Genomic DNA, 25843 nt, shown 5'->3' on the forward strand with positions numbered 1-25843 from the left:
TTTGAGATTTAAATTAAATAAGATTTAAGTGTGCGGTCTATAAAGAGGAGACGGTATAGGCTGATAAAACCACAGAATAATAGCAAAGCTTTAATAGCGATCAGACTCGCCATTAAAGCTTTGCAAAAATGTTATCTCAATACTTTAATTACTCACTAACTGTTGCTAATGCAGCATCATAATCAGGCTCGTTAGTGACTTCATTAACCAGCTCACTATAAATGACTTCTTGATTTTCATTCAATACTAATACAGCCCTGGCATATAAGCCATCCAGTGGTCCACCTTTCATTTGAATCCCATAGCTTTCAGCTAAAGAACGATATCTGAAATCAGAGGTAGTGACTGCATTTTCAATGCCCTCAGCGCCGCAAAAGCGAGCAAATGCAAAAGGAAGGTCGAGCGAAGCAAACAATAAAACGGTATTATCAATATTAGCAACGGCTTCGTTAAACTTTTTCAACTGAGCTGCACAAACCGGCGTATCGATACTGGGAAAAATATTGAAGATGACTTTTTTGCCTGCCAACTCTGAAAGTGATATTTCAGACAAATCACTCTTAACCAATTTAAAATCAGGAGCCTTTTGACCAACTTCAGGAAAATTTCCAACTGTTTCAATTGGATTGTTTTTAAATGTTAAAGATGCCATAGATAAATTCCTTATTCAGTATTGAATTGAAAGGGTTTGGTTTCAGACAGGTTAATATTGGCATGTTACTCGATGGTTAGTTAATCACTTTTAAAATAGGGTTAATGACAGCAACCCCAAAGCACCAAGCCCCATAAAACCCATCAATTATTCGATGCGCAAAATTCTATAGCAGATATTTGGCTTTTAATAGTTATCCGTCTTTTCTTTAGCAAAATATCTCTAAATAGCTATAGCAAATAAATGATATTGCCTCCCACCTGTTGCTAAGTATCCCAAAGATAGAAATAGCCCAGTTAGCCAACTGTATTTCAGCTTTCGAGTCTATAGCGTTGAAAGAAAAAACGACCATCGTTTTCTTGCTGAGTTTTAATAATACCAAGTTTAGCATTAAAAAATGGGGCGTCATAAACCAGCGTATGAAACTCACCATTTTCTCCACAAGGATCAACATTCTCTGGTAGAGATTGTACGAATTGGTGAGTATATTCCTGACCAAGATAACGGGTATTGCATTGCGAGCTGTCGACCGTACAAACAAATGCCTTTATTTGCTGTTCGATTATTTCCGATGCCAGTTTTTGTGGGCTGATACCCAGTAATGGAAAAACACATTGCCATCCGGCAGGCTCAATATAACTTTGACGATATTCAACAATACCGTTATAAAACATATCGCCAAAGGCCACTGCATCAAATGCGATAGGCGCCTTTTTCAAGGCTTCAATTACTCGTTGTTGATAAGTTGGATTATCAGGAAATATTTTGGGTAGCGACTGAGTAATTAATGGCAAATTAATCTTTTGAGCTTGTGCCATTAAAATCGGCAACGGTGTTCCTTGAAAAGGCACATAATCGGTATAATAAGTAGTAAATAGCCCGACAACCTCATAATTTTCATCATTCAATAATTTCAGTAATGTCAGTGCTGAATCTTTTCCAGACGACCAACTAACAACGACTTTAACTTTATTCAAATTAAATTTACCTTATTCAAATTAATCTCATCTTTTTTGGCAAAATAACGGCAGAAAAAGTGAAACACCCCTGATTTAACCATTAAACGTCAATAACTGTATGTAAATGTGGCAGTGATTTTACTAATCCAAAACTGACGAAAGCTGTTAAGTCAGTTAAAATACCCTATTTAATATTCAGGCTGCCCTCGGCAGCTAAAAAATGTCATCGTGATTATGCCGCAATTATTCCACCATTTACTAACACAGTCTGCTTTAAAAACGCCATCGGCGGTAGCGCTTCAGCATAAAGAACAAGCATTATCTTATCTTGATGTTAACCAGCAGGCGCATTTATTGGCAGCTCAACTGCAAAATAGTGGATTAACCCCTAATGCCCGCGTTGCTGTTTATTTGCCCAAACAATTTGAATCAGTCATCAGTTACTTTGCAATCTCATTAGCAGGAGGAGCATTTGTTCCAGTTAACCCTTTATTAAAAAGTAAACAGGTACACTATGTGTTAACTGACTGCCAAGTGAATATTCTCATTACTTCACTGAGCCGCTACCAACAATTAACCCACGCTCAAACACTGCCGAGCACTGTCACCAGTGTTATCTTAACTGACTGCCCCCCCGATAAAACACCGGCAAACTGTCTTAACTGGCAAACTATCAACAAAACAGCAGAGTCAAAAGAAGACTTAGATTCAACAACAAACTTAAATGCGTACATGGCACAATTAGCAACCATTCAAGCCAAGCTGCCCAGTCGCATCAGCCGTGATATGGCTGCGATTCTTTATACATCGGGCAGTACCGGCAACCCGAAAGGCGTTGTTATTTCACATCAAAATCTGCTAGCAGGCGCGCGTAGTGTCTCTCAATATCTGCATAATACTGCAAGTGATAATCTACTGGCAGTTCTGCCGTTTAGTTTTGATTATGGACTGTCACAGTTAACTACTGCATTTTTGGTCGGAGGCTGCGTAACCTTGATGGAATATCTCCTACCCAGAGATGTCATTCGCGCGGTTGCTCGCTACAAAATAACGGGATTAGCAGCAGTACCGCCACTTTGGTTACAACTTGTCGAGCTTGACTGGCCAGACTCTGTACACCAACATTTGCGCTACTTTACCAATTCAGGGGGCGCGATGCCGCAAACAACGTTAAAGAAGTTAATGCAAAAACTGCCCAAAACCAGCCCCTTTTTAATGTATGGTTTAACCGAGGCATTTCGCAGCACCTATCTTGAGCCCACACAAATTGAAAATCGCCCCGGTTCTATTGGCAAAGCGATTCCCGATGCCGAGATTCTGGTTATCAATCAACACGGCCAACCATGTCAACCAGGCGAGGAAGGTGAGCTGGTACATCGTGGTCCACATGTCGCTATGGGTTATTGGGATTCCCCCGAAAAAACTGCCATTCGCTTTAAACCGCTGCCACAAACACTCAGTCTGGGGTTAGTTCCAGAGATAGCCGTCTGGTCAGGTGACACGGTAGTCAAAGATGAAGAAGGCTATTTATACTTTGTCGGACGCCGTGATGATATGATCAAATCATCAGGCTATCGCATTAGCCCTTCAGAAATTGAAGAATGCATTTATCAATTTCCAGGCATTGCAGAAGTCGCTGCAATTGGCATCGCCCACCCTCGTCTTGGGCAAGCGGTGGTCGTTGTGGTGGTTAGCGAAAGTTCTCAGCAATTGGTACAACAAGACTTGTTAAAATACTGTCAAAAAGAGCTGCCTAACTTTATGCATCCGCAAGCTATCTTTGAGCAAACACAATTGCCGCGAAACCCCAACGGTAAAATAAATCGTCAGCAACTGATGACAGAGTATGCCGACGTTTTTCAATCGAGCGGAGAAAATTAAGTTGAACTTAACCACAAAAGCCAAACCCCAACACGCCCCAATGGATCAGTTTAAGGTTCACAATAATTGGCTAATGGTCAATGGTGTTTCACTGGAGCGAGTCAAACTTCGCGCTGGACAAACACCATTTTATGCTTATGATCGAAGTGTTATTTCACATAAAATAGCGCAACTTCGCCAATATATGCCGCAATCGCTTAAGTTACATTACGCCATGAAGGCAAATCCAATGCCGGCGGTTGTCAGTTTTTTAAACAGTCAGGTAGACGGTATTGATGTTGCCAGCGGTAATGAGCTCTTAGTCGCACTCAATAGCGGCATTGCAGGTCATCAAATCAGTTTTGCAGGGCCAGGTAAACAATCTCAAGAACTCACCATGGCGATTGCCTCTTCAGTTACCATTAATGTTGAGTCGTTCAACGAACTATCGAACATTGCCCGCATCAGTGATGCCACAGGCATTTCTGCCAAAGTCGCCGTCAGAGTGAATCCCGATTTTGAATTAAAATCATCGGGTATGAAAATGGGCGGCGGCCCGCAGCAATTTGGAATCGATGCAGAACAAGTCCCTAAAGCCCTTTTGCAAATAGAAGCGCTGGGACTTGATTATCAGGGTTTGCATATTTTTTCAGGCTCACAAAATCTGAATCAACATGCCATCATGCAAACTCATCGGCAAATATTTGAGTTAGCCAGTAGATTACAACGTTCAACTAACCTTGAATTACTCACGCTCAATATTGGCGGCGGCTTAGGGATCCCTTATTTTCCGGGTGAAATGCCATTAGACATTGCGCCCATAGGTCAAGCCCTCGCCGAGTTAATTGACAACTTGCAAGCTGCTCATCCCAACGTTGAAGTCGCGATGGAACTCGGGCGTTATATTGTGGGAGAGGCGGGAATTTATGTGTGTGAAGTTGTGGACATAAAAGAAAGTCGCGGCACAAGATTTGCGATTGTTAACGGCGGTCTACATCACCACCTTTCGGCATCAGGCAATTTTGGACAGGTTATACGCAAAAATTACCCGGTAGCTATTGGCAATAAAATGATTTCAAAAAAACAGAGTAGTGATATAGCACAAAATAATACACGGTTGGATCAATCAGTCTCTCAAGAAAAAGTATCAGCCGAGCAACTGTACCCTGTTCAAATTGTTGGTCCACTATGTACGCCACTCGATCTGCTAGCGGATAAATATGAATTACCAGCTGTTGAAATAGGTGACTTGGTTGTTGTTTATCAGTCTGGCGCTTATGGTTTTACCGCAAGCCCTCGAGATTTTCTGAGTCATCCGCAACCAGTGGAATTGTTAATTTAACGGCCAATTCGCAACAAAAAGGCTATTGTTCGGTCATATTAGTTACCGATAATGACAAGATACTGACAGCATCTTTATTACGTTTAATATTTTTTTAGCTTTGCACCAAATAAATTATTACAATAAAGCTTAGGAATTGAAGTTTTTTAGTTTCAAATCAAAATATTTTCATGTTTAATCAATTCGATATTCATTTAGCGAAACCCTTAAACAATGACTCAAATAAATTGAGATGATTTCACTACTAAACGATTACCGTTGATCGATACCGATTTAACTAATCACAAAATAAATCAATTGAGTGACTTATGTTTCTTAATCAGTTGTACCAAAAACTTGTCTCATTACCACTAAAGTTTTTAGTCAGTAGTAAAATCATACCTGACAATCCTATCGATGAGTTAGCCATTGACACTCAGTCACCCATTTATTATGTATTACAGCGTCGCTCTACTAGCAGTTTTTTAATGCTGCAGCAGGCAGCCAAAAAACTCAACTTGCCCACCCCGCAAATTATGCCTCGAAATACCGAAAAAATAGAAAATGGCACCGTATTTTTTCTGCAAAGTAAAGCGATGTTTGGTTTAGGTGGCAAACCGGTTAAAAAATATCAACAACTTTTAGAAAAACTGATTCATGAGCAACAACATCAGCATGATGTGAATCATCAATTAATTCCCGTATCAATTTACTGGGGTAGAAACCCAGGGAAAGAAAAATCGCTATTACGATTACTGTTCACTGATACCGAAAGCGCGACCGTGTTACGTAAGTTTTTTCTATTTTTATTCCAAGGTCGAAATTCATTTGTACGAATTGCCAAACCAGTTAATCTGCAAACACTTACCAACAATACCAACAGCAATCAATCAACCGCTACCAAATTAACGCGAACCTTGCGGGTACATTTTCAACGATATAGAAGGGCGGCAATGGGACCACTGCTCACAGAGCGCCGCCATGTTATTTCAAGTATTGTTAACAGTGATATAGTCAAGAATGCCATTGAACGAGAAGCCAGAGCTAAAAATACGCCCGCAACAAAAGTAAAGTTGCGTGCAGAAAAATATGCTAAAGAAATTGCCTCGGATTATTCTTACAAAATGATTCGTATTTCGGAGTCACTATTAACGCATTTCTGGAATAAAATTTATGATGGTGTTGAAGTTCACAATGCCGAAATGGTCAGGCAGTTAGCCGCCACCCATGAAGTGATTTATCTTCCCTGCCATCGCAGTCATATCGATTATTTATTATTATCTTACACACTTTACCATGAAGGTTTGGTTCCACCGCATATTGCCGCAGGCATTAACCTGAATTTTTGGCCAATAGGTCCAATTTTAAGGCGTTGCGGTGCATTTTTTCTACGCCGTAGTTTTGGTGGAAATAAACTTTATACAGCAGTATTTAATGAATATATTTTTCAATTAATGGATCGCAACACGCCTATAAAATTTTTTCCTGAAGGTGGGCGCAGCCGAACCGGTCGATTGCTCCATCCTAAAACAGGGTTACTTGCAATGAGTGTGCAAGCCTGTTTAAGAGGACTACGTAAACCTGTCGCTATTATTCCTGTGTATATTGGTTATGAGCGAATCTTTGAAGGCAAAAGTTATTTACGAGAACTACGCGGCGGAGAAAAACAGAAAGAATCCTTTGGTCAATTACTCAGTATTCGCAAAACCATCAAAAAATCCTTTGGTAAAGTTTATTTGAATTTTGCCACGCCAGTGATACTCAATGAGTACCTCGATGAAAAACGACCTGATTGGCACAAACATAAAGGCGAAGTAAATGCAAAACCTGGTTGGCTCACGCCAGAAGTAACCTGTCTTGCTAATGAGCTTTTAGAAAGAATCAATGCATCAGCAACGCTTTGTTCTGTAAACCTAGTGGCATTAATATTATTATCAACCGAGCGTATTGCTATTGATAAAAAAGAGCTGGAAAACCAGTTAGAGCTGCTATTATTTTTGGGTAACAAAGCACGTTATAGCAAACAAACATTACTTCCCAAAGAATCGCCTGCACAATTAATTAATCGCGCGCAAAAAGCCGGTATTATTTATCCGGTTAAAAATCCCATGGGTGAAATCGTTTCAACCGATGAAAAAACGGCAATTTTATTGACTTATTATCGCAATAATATCTTGCACTTGTTTATCACACCAGCACTTATTGCCAGTCATTTTTTAAATCAACAAACCATTCACCAAAAGCATTTAGTTGAAAACTTGCAGTTGTTATATCCTTTTTTGAAAAAAGAACTATTTTTACACTGGAATGATTTGGGCTTTAAAGCGCATATTGAACAACATATTGAAGCTATGATCGATTGCGGATTACTACTGCGTCAAGACGAACAGATCATTAAGGCTAATAATAACCAAACTGAGTTTACTAAATTACTGAATCTCGCTGAAATAGCCAGTCCAACGCTTCTACGCTATGGTATTATTTTGACTTTGCTATCGACCCATGCTGGCAAAGGCAATATTCAGCGTCAGGTTTTGGAAAGTCGCAGCCAACAATTAGCACAAAGAATTGCGGGGTTATACAGTTTAAATGCCCCCGAAGCATTTGATAAATCATTGTTTCGTAATATGGTAAGCGTATTAAAAGACAATGATTTAATTCAAGTAGAAGATAACAACAGTTTTAGTGTCAGCGGCGATTTAAATCAGTTACACCATTTAATACTCAACAATATTAATATTCATGCAAGACAAATGCTTCAAAAAACAGCTAATTGGGCTGATCAATTTTGGGAGAGCAATCATTAAAATCGAATCAATTTTTATCGATTGATTTTCACTTTGCCATTGCCTCAAAGATAGAAGACAATGACTAGTTTTTAGTTTGAGTGCTAAGTGATAACAATAAGATAGCATTATCAAGCGCAGCCCCCATACTGATCCCTGGTTTGCGCTGAAACTCTTCACTTACCAATCGTTTTGCTTTGGCAATATTGCCTCGACAGAGCTTGATTAACTGACTTTTCTTTTTGAAAAATTGATCTTGTTTTTCCGTTTTATAAACATGCCAATAACCCAATACAGTCAGTAAAAAGAAAAACAGCATAAGGTAAATCTGCATAACCGTCTCCTGATAGTTAAATGATTGCTTAGCTTTTATCGTACTATTAGTTTGTCGATGCAATATTCATGATTTGGCTAAAATCCTTGTTTCATCGTTTTCCAGACTTTTGATTTATTTTTAAAGTTTAAATAAGAATCATAAATTCGACGTGAAAGCTCATTCGCCTGCGCTTGTTCCTCAACCAGTTTTTCTGAGATTTGCTCTAAATGATCCAGTACAGCTTGCGGTAAACGTTTGACTTGCACACCATGTTTTTCTACCAAAGTTTTTAGTGCATCAGAATTTTTTTCAGTAAACTCAGCCAGAATATCTTCATTAGCAATCAAACAGGCTGACTTGACAATTTGTTGCAAATCTTCAGGGAGTGCCGCGTAAGCTTGCTGATTAATTAATGCTTCTAGCGTCGTGCCTGGTTCTTGCCAGCCCGGGTAATAATAGTATTTTGCTGCTTTATAAAAACCAAAAGCAAGATCATTATAAGGACCAACAAATTCAGCAGCATCAATGCGTCCCATTTCAAGCGCCGAAAAAATTTCACCGCCAGCAATTAATTCAGGATTTCCTCCAGCTCGCTTAAGCACCTCTCCCCCCAACCCAGGGATCCGCATTTTTAGTCCTTTTAAATCTTCAATGCTGTTAATTTCTTTATTAAACCAGCCAGCCATTTGCATATCGGAATTGCCCGCTGGCATAGGGATCAGGTTAAAAGGCGCATAAAGCTCCTGCCATAATTGCAAACCACCACCTTTGAGTAGCCAACCATTCATTTCCTGTGAATTTAAGCCAAAAGGTACTGAGCTAAAAAATGATGCAGCAGGCAATTTACCTTTCCAATAATACGATGCACCGTGTCCCATTTCGACACTGCCTGATGAAACCGCGTCAAACACTTGTAGTGGAGGAACCAACTCACCAGCACCGTATACTTTAACTTTTAATCGGCCATTACTTAATTTGCCAATCAGTTCAGCTAAATGCTCGGCTCCAGTACCAAGACCTTGAAAGCCTGGTGGCCAAGTGGTAACCATATTCCACTCGATAACCTTTTCAGGTTGACTCGTATTACCCTCGATACGGTTATCACAATCTTGTTTTTGGCCGCACGCCGCCAATAAACCCGCACTACCCGCAACGGCAACAAACTGCCTTCTTTTCATTTTTTTATCTCCAAACAGATATTTTATACGCTTTATCGCTATAACATTCTGGATCACATACAGGAACATCATTTTCAGACTTACATCACCAGCTGTCTGAAGATAAAAGTCAGGATTATTTTAAATGCTTACCGCCATCCCAACCACCTTTTGCCAATACCCGTTTAGCCATTTCAACAGGTGATGTTTCCAAATCCGTCGCCATCGAATCATTCCAGCGATTTAAAAATCCATATAAACAAACAGCTCCTAAAATTTCAACAATTTGCATGTCTGTCCAGTATTGACGCATTTGCGTCATCAACTCTTCTGTCACGCCATTCGGCACCGACCCCGCAGCCAGCGCGTAGTCTAACGCAACTCGCTCAGCTTCTGAATAGAGTGGACTAGTTTTGTATTCCCATATAGCATCTAATTTTTCTTGAGAAACACCGTGAATATTGGCAGCAACCAGTGAGTGCGCTTCGCAATACTGACAGCCAGCAGCCCGACTGCAAAAATGCGCTATCAATCGCATAAAACCCAAGTCTACCTCACCCTCAAGGGACATCACGGCTTTAGTTAGTACGCCAAAAGCTTTAACCATTTCAGGTTTTCGCTGCATGGTGAGCAAGCTATTAGGAACAAACCCCAGTATTTTTTCAAAAATGGCAAAGTCTTCTGCCAGTTCAGGTGTTGCAGATTTAGCTAACGGCTGCATATGTGCCATAAGAGAGACTCCAATTGAATAAAGTAAATTGTTTAGTAAAATAGGTAACCGGGCAATATTTTATTGCAAATGCAACATATATCAAGTTAATTATTTTATCTATCGCGTTTAATTTTTAATCTTCAATTTTGTCAGTATTGCAAGTACTCAGGCACTATCACTTTTCTACCGGTAAATCAGCGCGAGCTCCCCACTCACTCCAAGACCCATCATATACCGCAAGATTTTCCAGTCCACACTCAGCTGCAGCAATTGCCAAAACGCTGGCAGTCACTCCCGAGCCACAGCTAAAGACCCACTGTTTAGTTGCTGCACCTCGGACTTTGTTAAATGCCTGCTCGAGTTCGACTTTCGATTTAAAAAGACCATTAGCCAGTAATTCAGTAAAAGGGATACAACTAGAGCCTGGAATATGTCCTCCCACCAGACCTTGACGCGGTTCTGGCTCCTCTCCTTTAAATCGGCCCATCGAGCGAGCATCAACAATTTGAATCGTAGCGTTATCAATCGCCTGTAAAACCTGTTCTGCATTAAATACCATTTCAGGGCGAAAATGAGCGCTAAAATTTCCATTCGACTGTGGCGGGGAAAACTGGGACTGTGTTGGTAGATCTTTGGCTTGCCAAGCGGGTAATCCACCATCGAGTACAACAACATTTTCATGTCCCATAATTTTAAACATCCACCAGGCTCTGGGAGAGGAAAAAATCCCCATTGCATCGTAGACAACAACTAAAGTGTCACCGTTAATCCCTAATTCACGGGCTGCCGTTTCAAATAATTCAGGCGAGGGCAGCATATGTGGTAAATCGGTATTTAAATCACAAATACGCGTATCAAAATTAAATTCTTGCGCACCAGGCAGATAAACGTTGGATTGCTCGACAGGCTTACCATTTGGCAGTTTCTTTAAAGTTGCATCTAATATCACCAAGTTCTGAGTTTGTTTCTCACTGATTTGCTGACTCAACCAGTCAACCGATACGAAGTTTGAGGATAATTTACCCATTTTCATTTTTCCTGTTTCGTGGTGAATTTATTTACAATTATTTAATAAAATATTGTTCAAATAGAAATGTTGACTACTGTTCTAACTGACATTGTTCTGACCGACACCATTCTGACTGACGCTCAATATTTATTCAGCCAATGTGCAACCTCTTTTGCATAATAGGTTAAAATGGCATCTGTGCCTGCCCGCTTAAAGCTAACCATTGCTTCTAACACACATTTTTTCTCGTCAATCCAACCATTGGCTGAGGCAGCTTTTAACATCGCATATTCACCACTCACATGATACGCCATGACGGGGACTTTAAAGTTTTGTTTAACCCGATAAATAACATCAAGATAAGGCATCCCCGGTTTAACCATGACCATATCAGCGCCTTCCTGAAGATCCAGTGCCACCTCATGAAATGCTTCATCACCGTTGGCAGGATCCATCTGATAAGTTTTCTTGTCTGCTTTGCCGAGATTCGCCGCAGAACTGACGGCATCACGAAAGGGTCCATAAAAGGCTGATGCATATTTAGCTGAATAAGCCAAAATCTTGGTGTTAATATATTGGCCTTGCTCAAGTGCATTTCTAATTGCACCAATGCGACCATCCATCATATCAGAAGGCGCGACAATGTCTGCGCCAGCTTTTGCATGACTTAACGCCTGCTGAATTAAAACCGCAATTGTCTGGTCATTTAATACATAGCCTTTATCATCAATAATCCCATCTTGTCCATGCACTGTATAAGGATCGAGCGCGACATCGGTAATGACCCCGAGTTGAGGAAATTTCTCTTTAATTGCCTTTACTGCACGCTGCACTAACCCCTCAGGATTAAAGGCTTCTTCTGCACCCAGTGATTTTTTAGCTGCCTCGACGACAGGAAAAAGAGCAATAGCTGGAATATTAAGTTGCGTCACTTCTTCAAGTTCGAGTAGCAATTGGTCGATAGTTTTACGTGTAATGCCAGGCATAGAGGGAATCGCCTCTATCTTATTATTACCATCTAAAACAAATACCGGATAAATTAAATCATCAACAGTTATTTGATTTTCAGCCATCAAACGCCGCGCAAAATCATCAGTCCGCATACGACGCGGGCGTTTAATGGGAAAGCCTGCTTGAGTTATGTATTCAGCCATAATATTTCCTTTGTTTTTCTATATGTTGAAATGATTAACCTTGCTCACAGCCAAGCCAGTCACGAGATTGTAAATAATAGTCAGTTAATTTCGCTTCTTCAGTTCCGGCTTGCGGTTGCCAGTTATATTGCCAGCTTACTTCGGCAGGTAAGGACATTAAAATAGACTCAGTACGACCACCAGTTTGCAAACCGAAAAGAGTTCCTCGATCATAAACTAGGTTAAACTCGACATAGCGCCCCCGCCGAATTTTTTGGAAAGACTTTTCATGTTCACCAAAACTCATTGAACGTCGTTTCTCAATGATTGGTAAATAAGCTGCTAAATAAGCATCACCAACACTGCGCATAAACTCAAATGAAAGATCAAATCCTGGTTCATTTAAATCATCAAAAAACAAGCCGCCAATTCCGCGAGGCTCCTGACGATGTTTGATATAAAAATAATCATCACACCATTGCTTATATTTTGGATAAGCTTCATCACCCAAACAATCACAGGCATTTTTAGCAACGCGATGCCAGTGAATGCAGTCTTCATCAAATCCATAATAAGGCGTAAGGTCAAAACCGCCACCAAACCACCAGACCGGTTTTTCACCAGGCTTTTCGGCGATAAAAAATCTAACATTCATGTGTGAAGTTGGAATATAAGGATTATTTGGGTGCATCACCAGCGAAACACCCATTGCCTGAAAACTACGACCGGCTAATTCAGGTCTGGCAGCGGTTGCAGAAGCAGGTAAGCCTGCCCCCATTACATGCGAAAAGTTGACCCCACCTTTTTCAAAAATTCCCCCATCACTGATGACACGACTACGACCACCGCCACCTTCATCGCGTTGCCATTCATCATTGATAAATTCGGCCTTACCATCTGCCTTAGCGAGTCCGTCACAAATTTGGTCTTGTAGATTGATGAGATACGCCTTTATTTCGGCAGTTCTATGTTGAATATCATTCATGGCTGGTGATCATCCTGAATTTTTTGATTTTATTTGTATTTTTGCATAAAAATCGCGCTACGCAGATTGTTTGCAAAAACAAAAAGGTTTATCGACTAGTGGGGTATTTTACTACTTATTGGCGAATAACTCGACGACTTGTCATATCGATTATTGTCGAAGGTGACTGTCCACCACACCGACCACTCACCACTTGCTCAACTTGTGTGTACATTTGGTTACGCACACGTGTTACCTGCGTCATCTCGGATTTACCCGCAATATTGCAGCTAGTTGAAACCAGCGGTTTTTGCATGTGCTGACAAATCATTCTGGCAACAGGATGTTGCGTGATACGCACTGCTAAACAATCATATTGACCGCGCAATAAAGGTGTTACTTCAGGTAAACAGGGTATGAGCCAGGTTGTTGCCCGCATTTGCTGTGCAAAGGTTTGTTCAATCAAGGCAATTTGTGAAGGTTTAAGCGGCTTCAGATAAGGAAGCGCCTGAGATAAATCACTAACTAAAATAATCAATCCCTTTTTCGCAGGACGATTTTTGATTTGCAGTATTTGTTCGAGTGCCGAAGAACAATCGGGATCACAGCCAAGCCCAAAAACAGACTCAGTGGGGTAAGCAATTACCCCACCGGCTAAAACAGTCTGTGCCGCATATGCCAGCCGCCACTGACGGTTTTGCATTGTTAGATCCCGCAACGGTTTGCTATTACGCAATAATATTAATTGCAGTTTATATCGGTTAACCGTTTAATTTTTGCTGTAACGCCGCATCTTTTGCAATTACAGCTTCAGCATTCGCTTGACGATCTTCAGCAACGCGTTGTGCAACATCAGCATGAGCAATTCCCAGCATTTGAGCGGCCAAATAACCAGCATTTTTTGCACCCGCTTTACCAATTGCAACTGTTGCAACAGGAACACCGGCAGGCATCATAACTGTAGATAACAATGCATCCTGACCATTCAAAGGGCCACCGTCCATAGGTACACCAATCACGGGCTTGGTGGTTAAACCTGCAACAGCACCTGCCAGGTGAGCAGCCAGACCGGCAGCACAAATGAAAACTTCACAGCCACGGGTTTCGGCATCTTTCACATAGGCGTGAGTTGCAGCTGGGGTACGATGAGCAGATGTTACTTTCACTTCTGCTTTAATACCTAGATCTTTAAGAACATTGAGCGTATTTTCCATAACTGGCCAGTCTGAATCAGAACCCATTAAAATAGCGACAAACGCATTACTCATGTGCAATACCTTTAGATAAATTGTTTAATTTTCAATCAAAAATGAGTGAGCTATTCTAGCAAAAGGTGATTCTAAAAGTGAACTTCTTTTGGGTCTTAAAGCGTCGATTCTGACCTATTATTGACAAAATCTATCACACAAAAATATTAAGGCTATTTGATTCAACTTAAAATCTCTGCCCTTATTTTTGCCCATATTGCGAGATAAATAGTCGCGATTCGTCGTCAACTTGGATAAACTGCTCAGCCTTAACTTAAGCGCTATTGTATCCCGTCCTATCAATGAAAAATCGACAATTTACTCCATTAGAACAAGATATTCTCCAGCAAATTATGCTTGCCAGGCGTGATGTAAGAGGCAATCGCTTTTTAAACACGCCCATTGCCCAAACTGATATTGGAAAAATTCTTACCGCTGCCAGTTGGGCGCCATCAGTCGGCTACTCGCAACCGTGGGAGTTTGTCATCGTCAATGATCAAGAACGTAAGCAACAGGTTATCGATAGTTTTAATCGCGTTAATTCAACTGCTAAAAATCAGTTTTCCACTGAAAAGCAACGGGTCTATGCCCAGCTAAAACTGGAAGGTATTCAAGAAGCGCCAGTTAATATCGCTGTTTTTTACCGCCCCTCAAAATTACCCGTATTAGGACAATCTTCGATGCTAGAAACTGGGCGTTACAGTGTTGTTTGTGCGATTCAGAATATGTGGTTGTATGCTCGGGCTATGAATATTGGTCTTGGCTGGGTCAGCATTTTAGAACCAGCAGAAATGAAATCTATTTTTGATGCACCAGATGATGCCGAATTTATCGCCTATCTATGTCTGGGCTATGTTAACGAGTTTTTAGAACAGCCCGAGCTTGAGCAATTAAACTGGGAAACTCGTAAACCGATTAAAGACAGTATATTTTTTGAAAGCTATTCCTGACTTTAACGAAGCAGCAATCGTTGTACTGAATAATTAGTGAGTAAAGCCAAGTATAATAAAGCCAATAATACTCAAACCTCCTGCAATTAAAGCGTAAGGTAACTGGGTTTTAACATGTTCGAGATGATCGCAACCGGCTGCCAATGATGAAACAATCGTCGTATCCGAAATCGGCGAGCAATGATCGCCAAACACGCCACCACCAATAATCGCCGCCAGCACAATTTCTAATGGCAAGCCGGTTCCTAACGCAATGGGAACACCAATTGGTACCAGTATGCCGAATGTTCCCCACGAAGTACCTGTCGTCAATGAAATAACCGAAGCACTGATAAAGATAATCGCAGGAATACTCCAAAGTGGTAAATTCTGACTAACCATTGATGAGACAAATTCACCAGTTCCCAAATCTTTCATTGCATTGCCCAATGCCAATGCCAGTAAAACCGTTGTAACTAACGGTAATAGTTGTCCCATGCCGGTAAAACTCCATTTAATCAGCGTTGATGATTTCTGCGAATGCGATGAAAATCGAATCATTGTAAAAATAACCAGACAAGCCAGACCAACAGCCCATAAAACAGACTTCGATCCCGAACCTTTTAAAATCTCCCCATCTCCGGTGTACCACATAAAAAATAAAATACTGCCAATCATCACCAATAACGGTATTAACATAAATCCCGCATGAGTCGCCTTAACAGTGTCTTGTTTGCTGGCTTGTACAACTTGCTGTGACGTTTCGGAAGCTTTCATTGGCCCAATCACTCTGCCACTCCAAACCGTATAAAAAACCAATATTAAAGTCAGCCACGAATAGATATTATAAGGAATCGAATAAATCAACTTTTCAACGGGATTAGTCAGCTGAAAATTTTCTAGTAAACCTAACAGGTATGCGCCCCAGGCATTAAATAAAATAATCACACAAATGGGCGCGCAAGTGGAATCAATAATATAAGCCAGTCGAGCACGGCTCATTTTTACTTTATCGAATAGATCTCGAGCAATAAAACCAGCCGTTAGAATACTTAAATTGGTTTCGATAAATATGAGCACACCTAAAAGTGCAGGCATTGCAGCTATTTTTCGTTTTGAATTGGCTAGCCCTTTATGCGAGACCCAATTGACAAACGCAGCCACACCACCCGACTGTTTAATTAAATAAAGTAATGCGCCAATCAACAAACTAAATACTAAGATTCGAGTATTACCACCACTGGCAAAGACTTGGGTTATCCGATCAAACACAGCTAAAAATCCAAGTGCAGGGTTGAAATTACTTAACAAAAATTCAGCCGTCAGCAATGCCGCAAGCAATGATAAAATGACCTCTTTTTTCCAAATCGCAACAATGATTGCCAGTAAGGGAGGCAGCAGCGTTAGCCAATGCAAAATACGGTTCTCCTTAATATTGATTATTATGACGCGTCTGGTAATTTTGACCATTTATTGAATAATTCGACTTCATCTACATGGTATTCGTGCCATACCAAAATAAAATTTTGTTTAAAATCAGATAATTATTTTTTGGCCTAATACTTGCTTTTAGCTAATCATCGACTAGCCATCAATCATAAGTCGAGAATTTTTATCATTATCAGCAGCTAATATGAATAGATGGCTTAAGCGGTGAATTGTAGCATTTGAATTCATCGAATATAACAAAGATTAACCAATTCGCAGGAGAAAAACATGTTTGAACTAATTATCGGTATTATTTTAGGTGCCACTTTCCATCAATTTTGGCGACATCTATACCAATTGATTTGTCGACAGGTAAAAAAATGGCTGGCAGATAATCAGAAAAGTGATACCAATACACTCCCCTAGCACACTAGTTCTCAGGTTTGGTTTATGCTCTTATCGGTTCTCATCGCTCATGGCATAGATGACTAAATCCGGTTCAACCTTTTTCGTGTTATCTTTTTCATGATTCAATGTTATATTGCTTTTTTTCAACTTTTTAGACCCAATAGAAAATAATAATGCGGGGGAAGCTATGCGTACATTCTTAAAAATATTTGGCGTTTTTATGCTGATTTTTGTCATTGTAGGTCTCATTCTCGATAATCAGGTTAACGTCAGTCGAGAAGTTAAAATCAATGCGCCGCCGCAAAAAATTCATCAACTGGTTAATGATTTAAACCAATGGCCCAGCTGGACACCCTGGATAGACATGGACCCTAGCATCAAAACAACCGTTGGTGCTATTAGCCAAGGTGTTGGCGCTTCTCAATCATGGGTTGGTGAAAGTGGCTCAGGAAAACTCACTTTTACTCAATCATCCCCCGAAACAGGTGTTGTTTATGATTTAGTCTTTGATGGTGACCCGACGGTCTATCAAGCTGGCATGCGCTACTATCCTGAAGGTGATAAAACTCGAGTTGTATGGTACATGCAAGGTGAAATGCAACCAATCGTTATCGGTAATTACTTTGCTCAGTTAATGGATACTTTTGTTGGAGAAAGTTTTGCGTCGGGACTCAACAAATTAAAAGCGCTCGCTGAAAAATAACTTTATGCCAATTTGTGACGAGCTAGAGGCTAATCCTCTAGCAAATCAATCATTTTGACTTGCCTTAATTGTTAATTCTCTATTGTTTATGAACAAGCCAAGCCAGCAAAATCAATCTGACATTTTGATTTGTACTGCTCAAAAAAATGATGGCCTATTCATTTCAAGGTTGATCACGCCATTGGTTAAAAAATTTATTTGTCCAGACTTAACAGCTAAAGCACAAGTAACGATGCTTAATTCTGTTTGTCCGCAACAAATCTATGAAAATATTGAAGATGGATTTTGTTATTTTTTGGCGCGACCTTGGCCAGCGCCCACGTTTGACCTGCCAACTCAATCAGAAGTTCAAGCTGAATCAACCCATTCTACTGACACGCTTTATGGCGTAATCGGTATAAAAGACAATATGCATTTGTATCATTTGTTTGTTGATGAAGACTTACATCATCGGCAAATTGCCACCAGACTTTGGCAACACTATCTTGCTCAATTGAATTTAACAACGTTAGATAAACCCAGGAATATCACAGTCAACTCATCAAAGTATGCGCTAGGATTTTATCAAAAATTGGGATTTCACTGGCATGGTCAAACAGACCAACGACACGGTATTATTAGTTATCCGATGAGTTTTGACACGCTAACCCATTCAAATTAACCAGAGAAACCGCTATTAACCAACCGCTAACCAAAAGCCAATAATATTTGCTATTGAAGCTTTATCAATATCACTCATCAATTAAATATTGAATACCCGCGCCATAACGGTTAGTCCATGCCACTCTCGCGGTTAACAAGGGCGGATTTTCAAAACCTTCAGCTGACTGGACATTAATGATTGTTCCGATTGACAATTCTGCCAGAACTTTACCTTCGACAAACAATCCTCCATCGGAAAAATCGACAGTTTGTGTTTTAAAACGAGTGATGTCTTCCCCAGAAACAAAAACATTGGTTCGAATTGGAATACGCTTATGTTTACGTTTTTCTTCGCCTGAACTCATTGATAGACCATTGTTCAAATAACCAACTTTGAGCATAGTCCAAAAATTTAGATTTTTCACTTTGTGACAAAGAGTTACTCTTAAGTTGCCGCCTGAATATCATTATCACCAACCGACATGGATATTATTTTACTAATATCAGCCAAACTACGCCCGCTTTCCTGCTGCCAGAGGTTAAACGCCTGCTGCGTCAACTTAATATCTCGCTGCGACGTTGGATGTTTATCGACAATTTTATGTGCGATTAAATAGGCAGAAACATCACGTGATATCACAAAAGTAGACTTACCAATCGCACGTAAAAAATAAGGGCCAATATTACCGCCAAGTCGACAACCATTCTTTTTTAAATAAAGCCAAAGCTGAGTAATTTCTGCTTCCGGCCAATCGGCAATAAGCTTAGCAAATCCACCATGTTTTTTTGATTCGATTTTAATAAAATATGCATTTTCACGTACGGCTTTAACCTTGGTAAGGTGGCGAACAATACGTTTATCAGTGGCCATTCTTTCTATTTGTTCATCACTGGCTAATGCCAGTTTTTCAGGTGAAAATCCCCAAAAAACTTCTTCAAACCCGGGCCATTTATTTTCAATGACTCGCCAAACAAATCCCGACTGAAAGATTTTTTTAGTCATTTCGGCCATGCAAACCGTATCAGAAAGCTGACTGATTTGATCAGGTGTCAGCGTTTTTGGCATTAGACTTTCTAATGCTTTTTTACCACCTTTACGTAACGCTGCCCGTTCATATATTTGTGAAAATTTTTCCATAATTTTTCAACGTTATTTTGCTTTGAGGTAAAATGGAAAACTCAGTCAGTTAACCTGTCAATGATAAATAAAACTGACTGAGTCTAATAAGAAAATGATTAAGTGTATAACCCTTATTCGATTATTTGGCGCGACAACTGTGCTCTTTTTGCAACAGCTCATCGACCAGCTCAAAAACCTTTTCTCTGCCACCAGCCGAAGAAATATCGGTTAAATATCGATGATTAACCATGATCTGCGGAACATGAGCAATTTTATATTTGGTTAAATATTCAAAGTCTTTACTAATGGCTTCGCTGATTCCTTTTTGATCATTTAGTGCTTCGAGGGCTTTGGCTTCATCCGCGCCATGATCTGCTAAAAATTTAGCGGCTTCTTCGGCATTACCAAATAATTTCTTTTCTTTATGTACACGCTCAAATAGGGCATGTTGGACTTTATCTAATATGCCCAATTTAATCGCCGCATGATGCACTAATAGCAAAGAACCAAACTCTTGTCGTCCTAAATGGGTCGGCACCGAAATAAATTGAACTTTTCCTTTATTTTTTTCACGCCAAGCCTGAGCAAAAGGTTCCAGGTCATAACAATGTGGACATTGGTAAGCATAAAACTCCATCACTACGGGTTGTTCGCAAGTAAATTGCGGCTCTACTTCTCGGAAAGGTCCTTCGACTTTTAACAAGTCACCAGATTTTGCGCTACCGTGATCGTGTCCCGCATGGCTGTCTTGACCTTCATGAGCATCATGTCCTTGGTGAGCGTCATGTTCTGCATGATTGGCAGTTTCCTCGGTTTCAGCTTGTTTTGCTGCCTGTGACTTTGCCTGAGCAGCATCCTCTGACTTGTTTTTCTCAGCCGAACTTGAAGCATCAGTTGCTGGAGATGCGACAGCCGCAGGCGTGGTTTCTTTAGATTTATTATCTTCCTGTTGACAAGCAGACAACAGGGTTATTGCCAACAAAAGGCTCACTAAATATTTCACAATCACTCCCAAAATGGTTCTTGACCCTATCTATTATTTGCAAGGCATCATATCAATATTGCAGCAAAAGGCAAAGTGACCACCGGTCAACATTGTTAATAATTACTATATTTGAAGATATTTACGCAAAATCGGTCAACATATCGATCAACACAATAAGCATTCACCATTTGCTAAGCGCTTAGCCGCTAAAGAAAATAATCCATACGGCGTATTAGCATTGATTTAACTTGGAAGATTCGTCATTGGTTAGGCTGGACTTTATACCGACATTGAATTGAACGGTAATAAAAACAATTAACGTACCGGTCAACAATAAATAAGCGATTGGATTACCCGTACCATCAAAAGCAAATGCTAAAATAGGTCCAGCGAGGGCTCCGCAACCATACCGAAATGTACCAATCACAGCGGTTGCAGTGCCGGCATGTTCTTTAAACTGCTGCAATATGATGGCATCAGTATTAGTTGACATAATGGCGACAACCGCAATGATTGTCATAAACACGGCAATAATTGCGTAAGGATTAGCTTCATTTACCATTAATAGCAAAAATAAAATACTGGCGACTAAAAGTAACCAGCCCGCCAATTTAAGGATTCGAGGCGAGCCCCAAACAGGTACCAGGCGAGTGTTAATCCAATTGCCTAACATCAGCCCCCCAACATTTAGTGCAAATAGTAAACTAAATTGTTGTTCCGAAAATTCAAAAATCTCCAAATACAAAAAAGAGACGGAAGTAATATAGGTGAAAAACATGACTGCAAGTGTCATGCTAATCACTAAAAATCCGTGACAGTGACGAGCCGACAAGACACGATGATATCGTCTGATAAAACTGAGCGGCTTTTGTGTTGCAGTAGAATGATTGGCCTCATTTTGCTCTTCAATTTCAATGTTTGCTTTTTTAGGCTGTGGGAAAAACAATATAGCTAAAACCAGCATGACTGCACTATAAACCCCCAAAACCTCAAAAATAAGCGGCCATTGGGCAAATGTCAGAATATAACCGCCAATTGCTGGAGCAATCATCGGGGCAATCATCATAATCATCGACACATAGGATAATCCTTTCGCTGTATCTTTTTCATAGATTTCGCGGATCGCCCCGGGAATAACTACCGTTGCAGCACCACCTAAAAATGCCTGTAAAAAGCGTAAAACTAAAAACAGCTCAATATTACTTACCCAGGCCAAGGCAAATGAGCAAAGGGATGAACCTAAAAGACCACCGATTAGCAGCGGACGGCGTCCAAAATGATCAGCCAGAGGTCCAAAAATAAACATACCAAATCCAAAACCAGCCAAAAACACACTTAAGGAGTTTTGTACGATTTCGATAGGTGATTCGAAGCTCACCGCCAATAGTGGTAAAGCGGGTAAATACATATCAATCGCCAATGGGGTAATGGCAAAAATGGCAGCAAATAAAGCAAGAATACGCATTTTAGATACCTGCGAACACATCGAACATCGTACAGTGCCCTGCATAACCGGTTCGATGTAGAGAAATAACCAATAGGCAATTAGTATAAAACGAGCTAAACTATGCGTAAACAACATAAATCAAATACCAACTATTACATCTATGCATACATCCTTAGTAATGAGAAGTGCCAACAAATGACTCTGCCTTACGATCTGGCTTTATTACCTGCCTTAAAAGTGCTGCTCACCGAAAAGAATATTTCTCGTGCAGCCGATAGGATGCTTTTGTCCCAACCAGCAATGAGCCGCATTTTTTCTCGCCTAAAGTCAGATTTTAATGATCCTTTAATGGTGAGAGCCGGTAATCGCTATCAATTAACCCCTAAAGCACAAATTATTCTGCAACAACTCAACCAACTTCTGCCACAGTTAGAAAACCTCTCCAAAAGCGAAGAGTTGGTACTCACAGAAATCGCTCAAAACGTAACCATATCAGGAACCGATATGGACATTATTTTTATCAGTAAACGAATTAATCATATCAGGCAACGTGCACCACGCTTAAAACTTAACTTTCGGCATAGCAGCCGCCACATTATTGATGACTTAATTGCAGCCCAAATTGATCTTGCATTAACCGCACTCGATGATGAGCGGGCCGGGGTTTACCGTAAACCAATTTCACAAGAAGGATTTGTTGTTATTGCAGGCCCCCAAAATCCGCTGTGTGCGAGTACAATGAATTTGGACAACTACTTGGCTCAACAGCATGGTATCTTTTCGTTTGCCGAGCCAATGCGAGGAAAAATTGATATTGCTTTAGATCAGCTGGGTTATCAGCGGGATATCAGTGTTTCAATACCAACATTTTTGCAGATTCCCCCTTTTTTATCCGATCCCAATTTACTATTCTCTGTACCGCTGAGTTTTGCAATGTACTTATCTGATCATTTTCCTATCAAAATATTGCCTCTACCTTTTAAATCACAAAAATTGACGATTTATTTATATTGGCATGAGCGTCAACATAACGAGCCACTTCATCAATGGATTCGAAACAATTTGCTTGATCCAACGCTAGATGAAATACAGCCCGCTATGTAACAGCGAACGGGCTATCTAAATACTTATCGATAATTTAATGGACGAACAGCATAATGCCAATGAGCTCACCGACATTAAATGACAAACTCTGTTGATAACGAACTCGGTTGATATCAAGTCCTGTTGATATCGAGTTTGGTTGATAACAAAATGTGCTGTTAATAAAATTCGTGATGAAAATCAGATTGACTATTTTATCTTGAAGACATCAAATCGAATCAGGCTTGGCATTTAAATATTCAATCAGCGCTTCCCGTTCATTGGCGCTGTGATAAGCACGCATTTCTAACTGAAAGCCGGCACAAGCGATTTCAATCGCGTTATAGGGAGTCAGCATGAGCAAAATTTTACCTTCTTCATTATCATCCAACAAATACCAACCGGGTTCAGAATCCAGACTGACCTCATCGAGTTCGCTCAAATAATCATCTCGTTCCAAATGATGATACTCTAAAGGACATAAGTCACTTCCTTGAAAAGTCACCACTTGATAAGTTTTAGGAACCGATAAAAAATCCCGCTTTACAGAATACAGCAAGATTAATTTTTGCCCATCGACATTTGAATCCATCATCAAAATCCAATCATTGATAAATTCGGTGTCAAACATGGGAAGCTGGTCAAAAGTCTCCAATTGCAAAGGTCTTCTCCCTTTTGTAGTTCATCTGATTGATACAAAGTTTGGCGAGTTTGCAGCGGGCGTGGGGAAAAATCAATGAATAGTCTGATGCAATGATAATTTTGCGCAAGAATTCACGCAAAACATTGAGTAATGTCAAATATGGCGCTCATTGACAATACCTAGTCAATACCTAAGTAGTCCACAATCTTTGAAGGACTACTCAGGTTAGTAATATTTGGGCGCTAATCGAAAACGCTATTGAATTACTCTTTAATTTGTTCAGTTAAAGTTAAATTCAATTCAAGCACATCCAAACCACCACTTTCATCGAGTTCGATATTGATGTTTTCTTCTGACACCTGAACATATTTAGAAACCACCTGAATAATGTCTTGCTTGAGTTGCGGTAAATAATCAGGTCCTGAGCGGTTTTTTCTCTCGTGTGCCACAATAATCTGCAATCGCTCTTTTGCCAGCGAAGCAGTATTCTTCTTTTTACTTTTAAAGTAATCTAACAACGCCATAATTAAGTACCAAAAATTCGCTTAAGTAATCCTTTTTTCTCGACATTTAAAAATCTCAATTCAACCTCATTACCGAGCAATCTATCAATCGCATCAGAATAGGCCTTCCCAGCATCGCTATTGGTATCGAGAATAACCGGTTGTCCGAGGTTTGACGCTTTCAATACCGATTCTGACTCAGGAATAACTCCCAGTAGTTTAAGTGCCAAAATATCATTGATATCTTCAACCCCTAACATCTCACCTTCATTAACCCGCTGAGGATTATAGCGAGTAATCAGTAAGTGCTCTTTAACTGGCTCAAGACCTTTTTCTGCACGCAATGACTTGCTTTGTAAAATGCCTAAAATTCGATCAGAGTCACGCACCGAAGAAACTTCTGGATTAGTTGTCACAATGGCTTCGTCAGCATAATACAGTGCCATTAAAGCCCCCATTTCAATGCCCGCAGGAGAATCACAAATAATATAGTCGAATTCTGCTTTAAGCTGATCGATGATTTTACCGACCCCTTCTTTGGTTAACGCATCTTTATCACGGGTTTGCGATGCCGGTAAAATATATAAACCTTCAACGCGTTTATCTTTAATCAGCGTTTGACTTAAGTTTGACTCACCATTGATCAGGTTAACAAAATCAAATACGACCCGGCGCTCGCACCCCATAATCAAATCAAGGTTTCGCAAACCAATATCAAAATCAACAACAACAGTCTTATGCCCTTTCAGGGCCAATCCGGTGGCAATTGCTGCGCTGGAAGTTGTTTTGCCAACACCGCCTTTGCCCGAGGTAACGACAATTACTCTCGACATTGAATTTATTCCTCTTTATTAATTACTTAAATACCTAGAGCTTGTCTATTGTTAACTGCTCTTGCTCTAATCGAACGACAGCCGATTGCTTCCAGAGTTCTTTTGGCAGCGCATCGCTTAACCAGTAAGTCCCTGCTATTGATACTAATTCAGCTTCTAAACAATGGCAATATATGGCCGCATTTTGTTCTCCTGAAGCCCCCGCAATGGCTCGCCCACGAAGACTGCCATAAATATGAATATTGCCATCAGCAATTACCTCTGCGCCGTGACTGACAGTTCCAACAACAATCAGATCACTTTCTTTCGCATAGACTTGCTGACCTGAACGAATATTTTGTCTGATCACTTTTGCACTTTTAAAGCCTGGCACCTCATACGATAAATGCGCATTAACTAAGCTTTCCTGTGGTTGCTTATCATCAGATAAATGACCGCTTTTTTCGAATTCACTGGCAGAATTATCTACCCTCAGCCCAGATTCAACATCAGTTGACTCATCTGATGCCGTTGTCAAAAGATCAACTTTTGTCGCTTTTGACTGAGTCACAACGGCCATACCGGCTTGTTGTACCAGCACTTTGTGTTCTTTTGAGGCATGACTAATACCGACACAGACAAAATCATGCACCTCAACCAGTTTTTTTAATGCGGCAAAATCCAAGGATTGATCGGCGACTTGTTCGATATTGATAATCAAAGGAGCCCGATAAAAGAAATCTTTTGCGGCGGCCAGTTTTTTATTCAGTTGTTGATCAACTATTGTCAGATCATTGGTATCGAGATGTAGAACAGATAACGGAAACATACTGCCTTTAATTTCTGCACTCGCAATTTCTTGAGTGTCTACTTGAGTTTCTAAATTGGCTGGACTTTGTTGAGTCCGCTTGGTTGGCATGACTTAAAACTCTCCGTTTGTTAATCTTATTTTAGTTGTATCTATTCACTGGCAAATACATTATAGAGTGTCATCACGCTTATTGCAGCGCTCGATTTACTCAGC

General features: G+C 40.3%; 27 protein-coding genes. 8 read left to right on the forward strand and 19 right to left on the reverse strand.

Annotated features, from left to right (window positions below; all coding sequences use genetic code 11):
* Positions 1-148 precede the first annotated feature (148 nt).
* Both tpx and ABVT42_RS17295 read right to left on the reverse strand, forming a co-directional pair.
* Positions 149-652, reverse strand: coding sequence for a thiol peroxidase (gene tpx, locus ABVT42_RS17290; RefSeq protein WP_353895857.1), 504 nt, complete (start codon positions 650-652; stop codon positions 149-151).
* Positions 653-963: 311 nt separating this feature from the next.
* Positions 964-1629 carry a Dph6-related ATP pyrophosphatase gene (locus ABVT42_RS17295; RefSeq protein ID WP_353895858.1) on the reverse strand — a complete coding sequence of 222 codons (666 nt, stop codon included), beginning with the start codon at positions 1627-1629 and terminating at the stop codon, positions 964-966.
* A gap of 216 nt (positions 1630-1845) precedes the next feature.
* Here ABVT42_RS17295 and ABVT42_RS17300 point away from each other — a divergent pair, with 216 nt between their 5' ends.
* From ABVT42_RS17300 to plsB, 3 genes are all read left to right on the forward strand, one after another.
* Positions 1846-3492 carry an acyl-CoA ligase (AMP-forming), exosortase A system-associated gene (locus ABVT42_RS17300; RefSeq protein ID WP_353895859.1) on the forward strand — a complete coding sequence of 549 codons (1647 nt, stop codon included), beginning with the start codon at positions 1846-1848 and terminating at the stop codon, positions 3490-3492.
* Between the two features lies 1 nt (position 3493).
* Complete coding sequence (locus ABVT42_RS17305; protein ID WP_353895860.1) at positions 3494-4813, forward strand: pyridoxal-dependent decarboxylase, exosortase A system-associated; 1320 nt, start codon at positions 3494-3496, stop codon at positions 4811-4813.
* Between the two features lie 308 nt (positions 4814-5121).
* Complete coding sequence (plsB, locus tag ABVT42_RS17310) at positions 5122-7599, forward strand: glycerol-3-phosphate 1-O-acyltransferase PlsB (RefSeq protein ID WP_353895861.1); 2478 nt, start codon at positions 5122-5124, stop codon at positions 7597-7599.
* A 64-nt stretch (positions 7600-7663) separates the two neighbouring features.
* Here plsB and ABVT42_RS17315 read toward each other — a convergent pair whose 3' ends face one another.
* The 8 genes from ABVT42_RS17315 to purE form a co-directional block, all read right to left on the reverse strand.
* Positions 7664-7912, reverse strand: coding sequence for a hypothetical protein (locus ABVT42_RS17315; protein ID WP_353895862.1), 249 nt, complete (start codon positions 7910-7912; stop codon positions 7664-7666).
* 77 nt (positions 7913-7989) lie between these two features.
* Positions 7990-9072, reverse strand: coding sequence for a TRAP transporter substrate-binding protein (locus tag ABVT42_RS17320; RefSeq protein ID WP_353895863.1), 1083 nt, complete (start codon positions 9070-9072; stop codon positions 7990-7992).
* Between the two features lie 115 nt (positions 9073-9187).
* Positions 9188-9781, reverse strand: a complete 594-nt coding sequence (locus ABVT42_RS17325) for a carboxymuconolactone decarboxylase family protein (RefSeq protein WP_353895864.1) — start codon at positions 9779-9781, stop codon at positions 9188-9190.
* Positions 9782-9938: 157 nt separating this feature from the next.
* Positions 9939-10790, reverse strand: coding sequence for a 3-mercaptopyruvate sulfurtransferase (sseA, locus tag ABVT42_RS17330; protein WP_353895865.1), 852 nt, complete (start codon positions 10788-10790; stop codon positions 9939-9941).
* Positions 10791-10912: 122 nt separating this feature from the next.
* Positions 10913-11926: a porphobilinogen synthase gene (gene hemB / locus ABVT42_RS17335; protein WP_353895866.1), complete on the reverse strand. Its 1014-nt coding sequence runs from the start codon at positions 11924-11926 to the stop codon at positions 10913-10915.
* A gap of 34 nt (positions 11927-11960) precedes the next feature.
* Complete coding sequence (gene hemF, locus ABVT42_RS17340; protein ID WP_417281488.1) at positions 11961-12890, reverse strand: oxygen-dependent coproporphyrinogen oxidase; 930 nt, start codon at positions 12888-12890, stop codon at positions 11961-11963.
* A gap of 115 nt (positions 12891-13005) precedes the next feature.
* Entirely contained in the window at positions 13006-13572 is a 567-nt protein-coding gene (tsaC, locus tag ABVT42_RS17345) for an L-threonylcarbamoyladenylate synthase type 1 TsaC (RefSeq protein WP_353895867.1), read from the reverse strand.
* Between the two features lie 58 nt (positions 13573-13630).
* Positions 13631-14137 (reverse strand): 5-(carboxyamino)imidazole ribonucleotide mutase, encoded by a 507-nt coding sequence (gene purE / locus ABVT42_RS17350; RefSeq protein WP_353895868.1) that lies wholly within the window; start codon positions 14135-14137, stop codon positions 13631-13633.
* A 281-nt stretch (positions 14138-14418) separates the two neighbouring features.
* Between purE and bluB the strand changes: the two genes are divergently transcribed.
* A complete protein-coding gene (gene bluB, locus ABVT42_RS17355) occupies positions 14419-15066 on the forward strand; it encodes a 5,6-dimethylbenzimidazole synthase (RefSeq protein ID WP_353895869.1) in 648 nt (215 codons plus the stop codon).
* 33 nt (positions 15067-15099) lie between these two features.
* Here the strand turns inward: bluB and ABVT42_RS17360 are convergent, their stop codons facing one another.
* Positions 15100-16461, reverse strand: coding sequence for a Na+/H+ antiporter NhaC family protein (locus ABVT42_RS17360; protein WP_353895870.1), 1362 nt, complete (start codon positions 16459-16461; stop codon positions 15100-15102).
* Between the two features lie 300 nt (positions 16462-16761).
* Here ABVT42_RS17360 and ABVT42_RS17365 point away from each other — a divergent pair, with 300 nt between their 5' ends.
* The 3 genes from ABVT42_RS17365 (at position 16762) to ABVT42_RS17375 (ending at position 18245) form a co-directional block, all read left to right on the forward strand.
* Positions 16762-16899, forward strand: coding sequence for a hypothetical protein (locus ABVT42_RS17365; RefSeq protein ID WP_353895871.1), 138 nt, complete (start codon positions 16762-16764; stop codon positions 16897-16899).
* A gap of 169 nt (positions 16900-17068) precedes the next feature.
* Entirely contained in the window at positions 17069-17584 is a 516-nt protein-coding gene (locus ABVT42_RS17370) for an SRPBCC family protein (protein WP_353895872.1), read from the forward strand.
* An 88-nt stretch (positions 17585-17672) separates the two neighbouring features.
* Positions 17673-18245 (forward strand): GNAT family N-acetyltransferase, encoded by a 573-nt coding sequence (locus ABVT42_RS17375; RefSeq protein WP_353895873.1) that lies wholly within the window; start codon positions 17673-17675, stop codon positions 18243-18245.
* Between the two features lie 70 nt (positions 18246-18315).
* Here the strand turns inward: ABVT42_RS17375 and ABVT42_RS17380 are convergent, their stop codons facing one another.
* The 4 genes from ABVT42_RS17380 to ABVT42_RS17395 form a co-directional block, all read right to left on the reverse strand.
* Complete coding sequence (locus ABVT42_RS17380; protein ID WP_353895874.1) at positions 18316-18651, reverse strand: PilZ domain-containing protein; 336 nt, start codon at positions 18649-18651, stop codon at positions 18316-18318.
* Between the two features lie 20 nt (positions 18652-18671).
* Positions 18672-19364, reverse strand: coding sequence for a DNA-3-methyladenine glycosylase I (locus ABVT42_RS17385; protein WP_353895875.1), 693 nt, complete (start codon positions 19362-19364; stop codon positions 18672-18674).
* A 121-nt stretch (positions 19365-19485) separates the two neighbouring features.
* Positions 19486-20349, reverse strand: a complete 864-nt coding sequence (locus ABVT42_RS17390) for a thiol:disulfide interchange protein DsbA/DsbL (protein ID WP_353895876.1) — start codon at positions 20347-20349, stop codon at positions 19486-19488.
* Positions 20350-20563: 214 nt separating this feature from the next.
* Positions 20564-21796, reverse strand: a complete 1233-nt coding sequence (locus tag ABVT42_RS17395; RefSeq protein ID WP_353895877.1) for a multidrug effflux MFS transporter — start codon at positions 21794-21796, stop codon at positions 20564-20566.
* 102 nt (positions 21797-21898) lie between these two features.
* On the opposite strand from ABVT42_RS17395, the gene ABVT42_RS17400 reads away from it, so the two are divergent.
* Positions 21899-22882, forward strand: coding sequence for a LysR family transcriptional regulator (locus ABVT42_RS17400; protein ID WP_353895878.1), 984 nt, complete (start codon positions 21899-21901; stop codon positions 22880-22882).
* A gap of 208 nt (positions 22883-23090) precedes the next feature.
* Here ABVT42_RS17400 and ABVT42_RS17405 read toward each other — a convergent pair whose 3' ends face one another.
* The 4 genes from ABVT42_RS17405 to minC all read right to left on the reverse strand — a co-directional run bounded on the left by ABVT42_RS17405 (position 23091) and on the right by minC (position 25738).
* Entirely contained in the window at positions 23091-23522 is a 432-nt protein-coding gene (locus tag ABVT42_RS17405; protein ID WP_353895879.1) for a hypothetical protein, read from the reverse strand.
* Positions 23523-23767: 245 nt separating this feature from the next.
* Positions 23768-24028: a cell division topological specificity factor MinE gene (gene minE / locus ABVT42_RS17410; RefSeq protein ID WP_353895880.1), complete on the reverse strand. Its 261-nt coding sequence runs from the start codon at positions 24026-24028 to the stop codon at positions 23768-23770.
* Between the two features lie 2 nt (positions 24029-24030).
* Positions 24031-24840 (reverse strand): septum site-determining protein MinD, encoded by an 810-nt coding sequence (gene minD / locus ABVT42_RS17415; RefSeq protein ID WP_353895881.1) that lies wholly within the window; start codon positions 24838-24840, stop codon positions 24031-24033.
* 34 nt (positions 24841-24874) lie between these two features.
* Positions 24875-25738, reverse strand: a complete 864-nt coding sequence (gene minC / locus ABVT42_RS17420; protein ID WP_353895882.1) for a septum site-determining protein MinC — start codon at positions 25736-25738, stop codon at positions 24875-24877.
* Between the last annotated feature and the right edge of the window lie 105 nt (positions 25739-25843).

Origin of the sequence: Aliikangiella maris (assembly GCF_040719265.1) — a bacterium.
Lineage (GTDB): Bacteria > Pseudomonadota > Gammaproteobacteria > Enterobacterales > Kangiellaceae > Aliikangiella > Aliikangiella maris.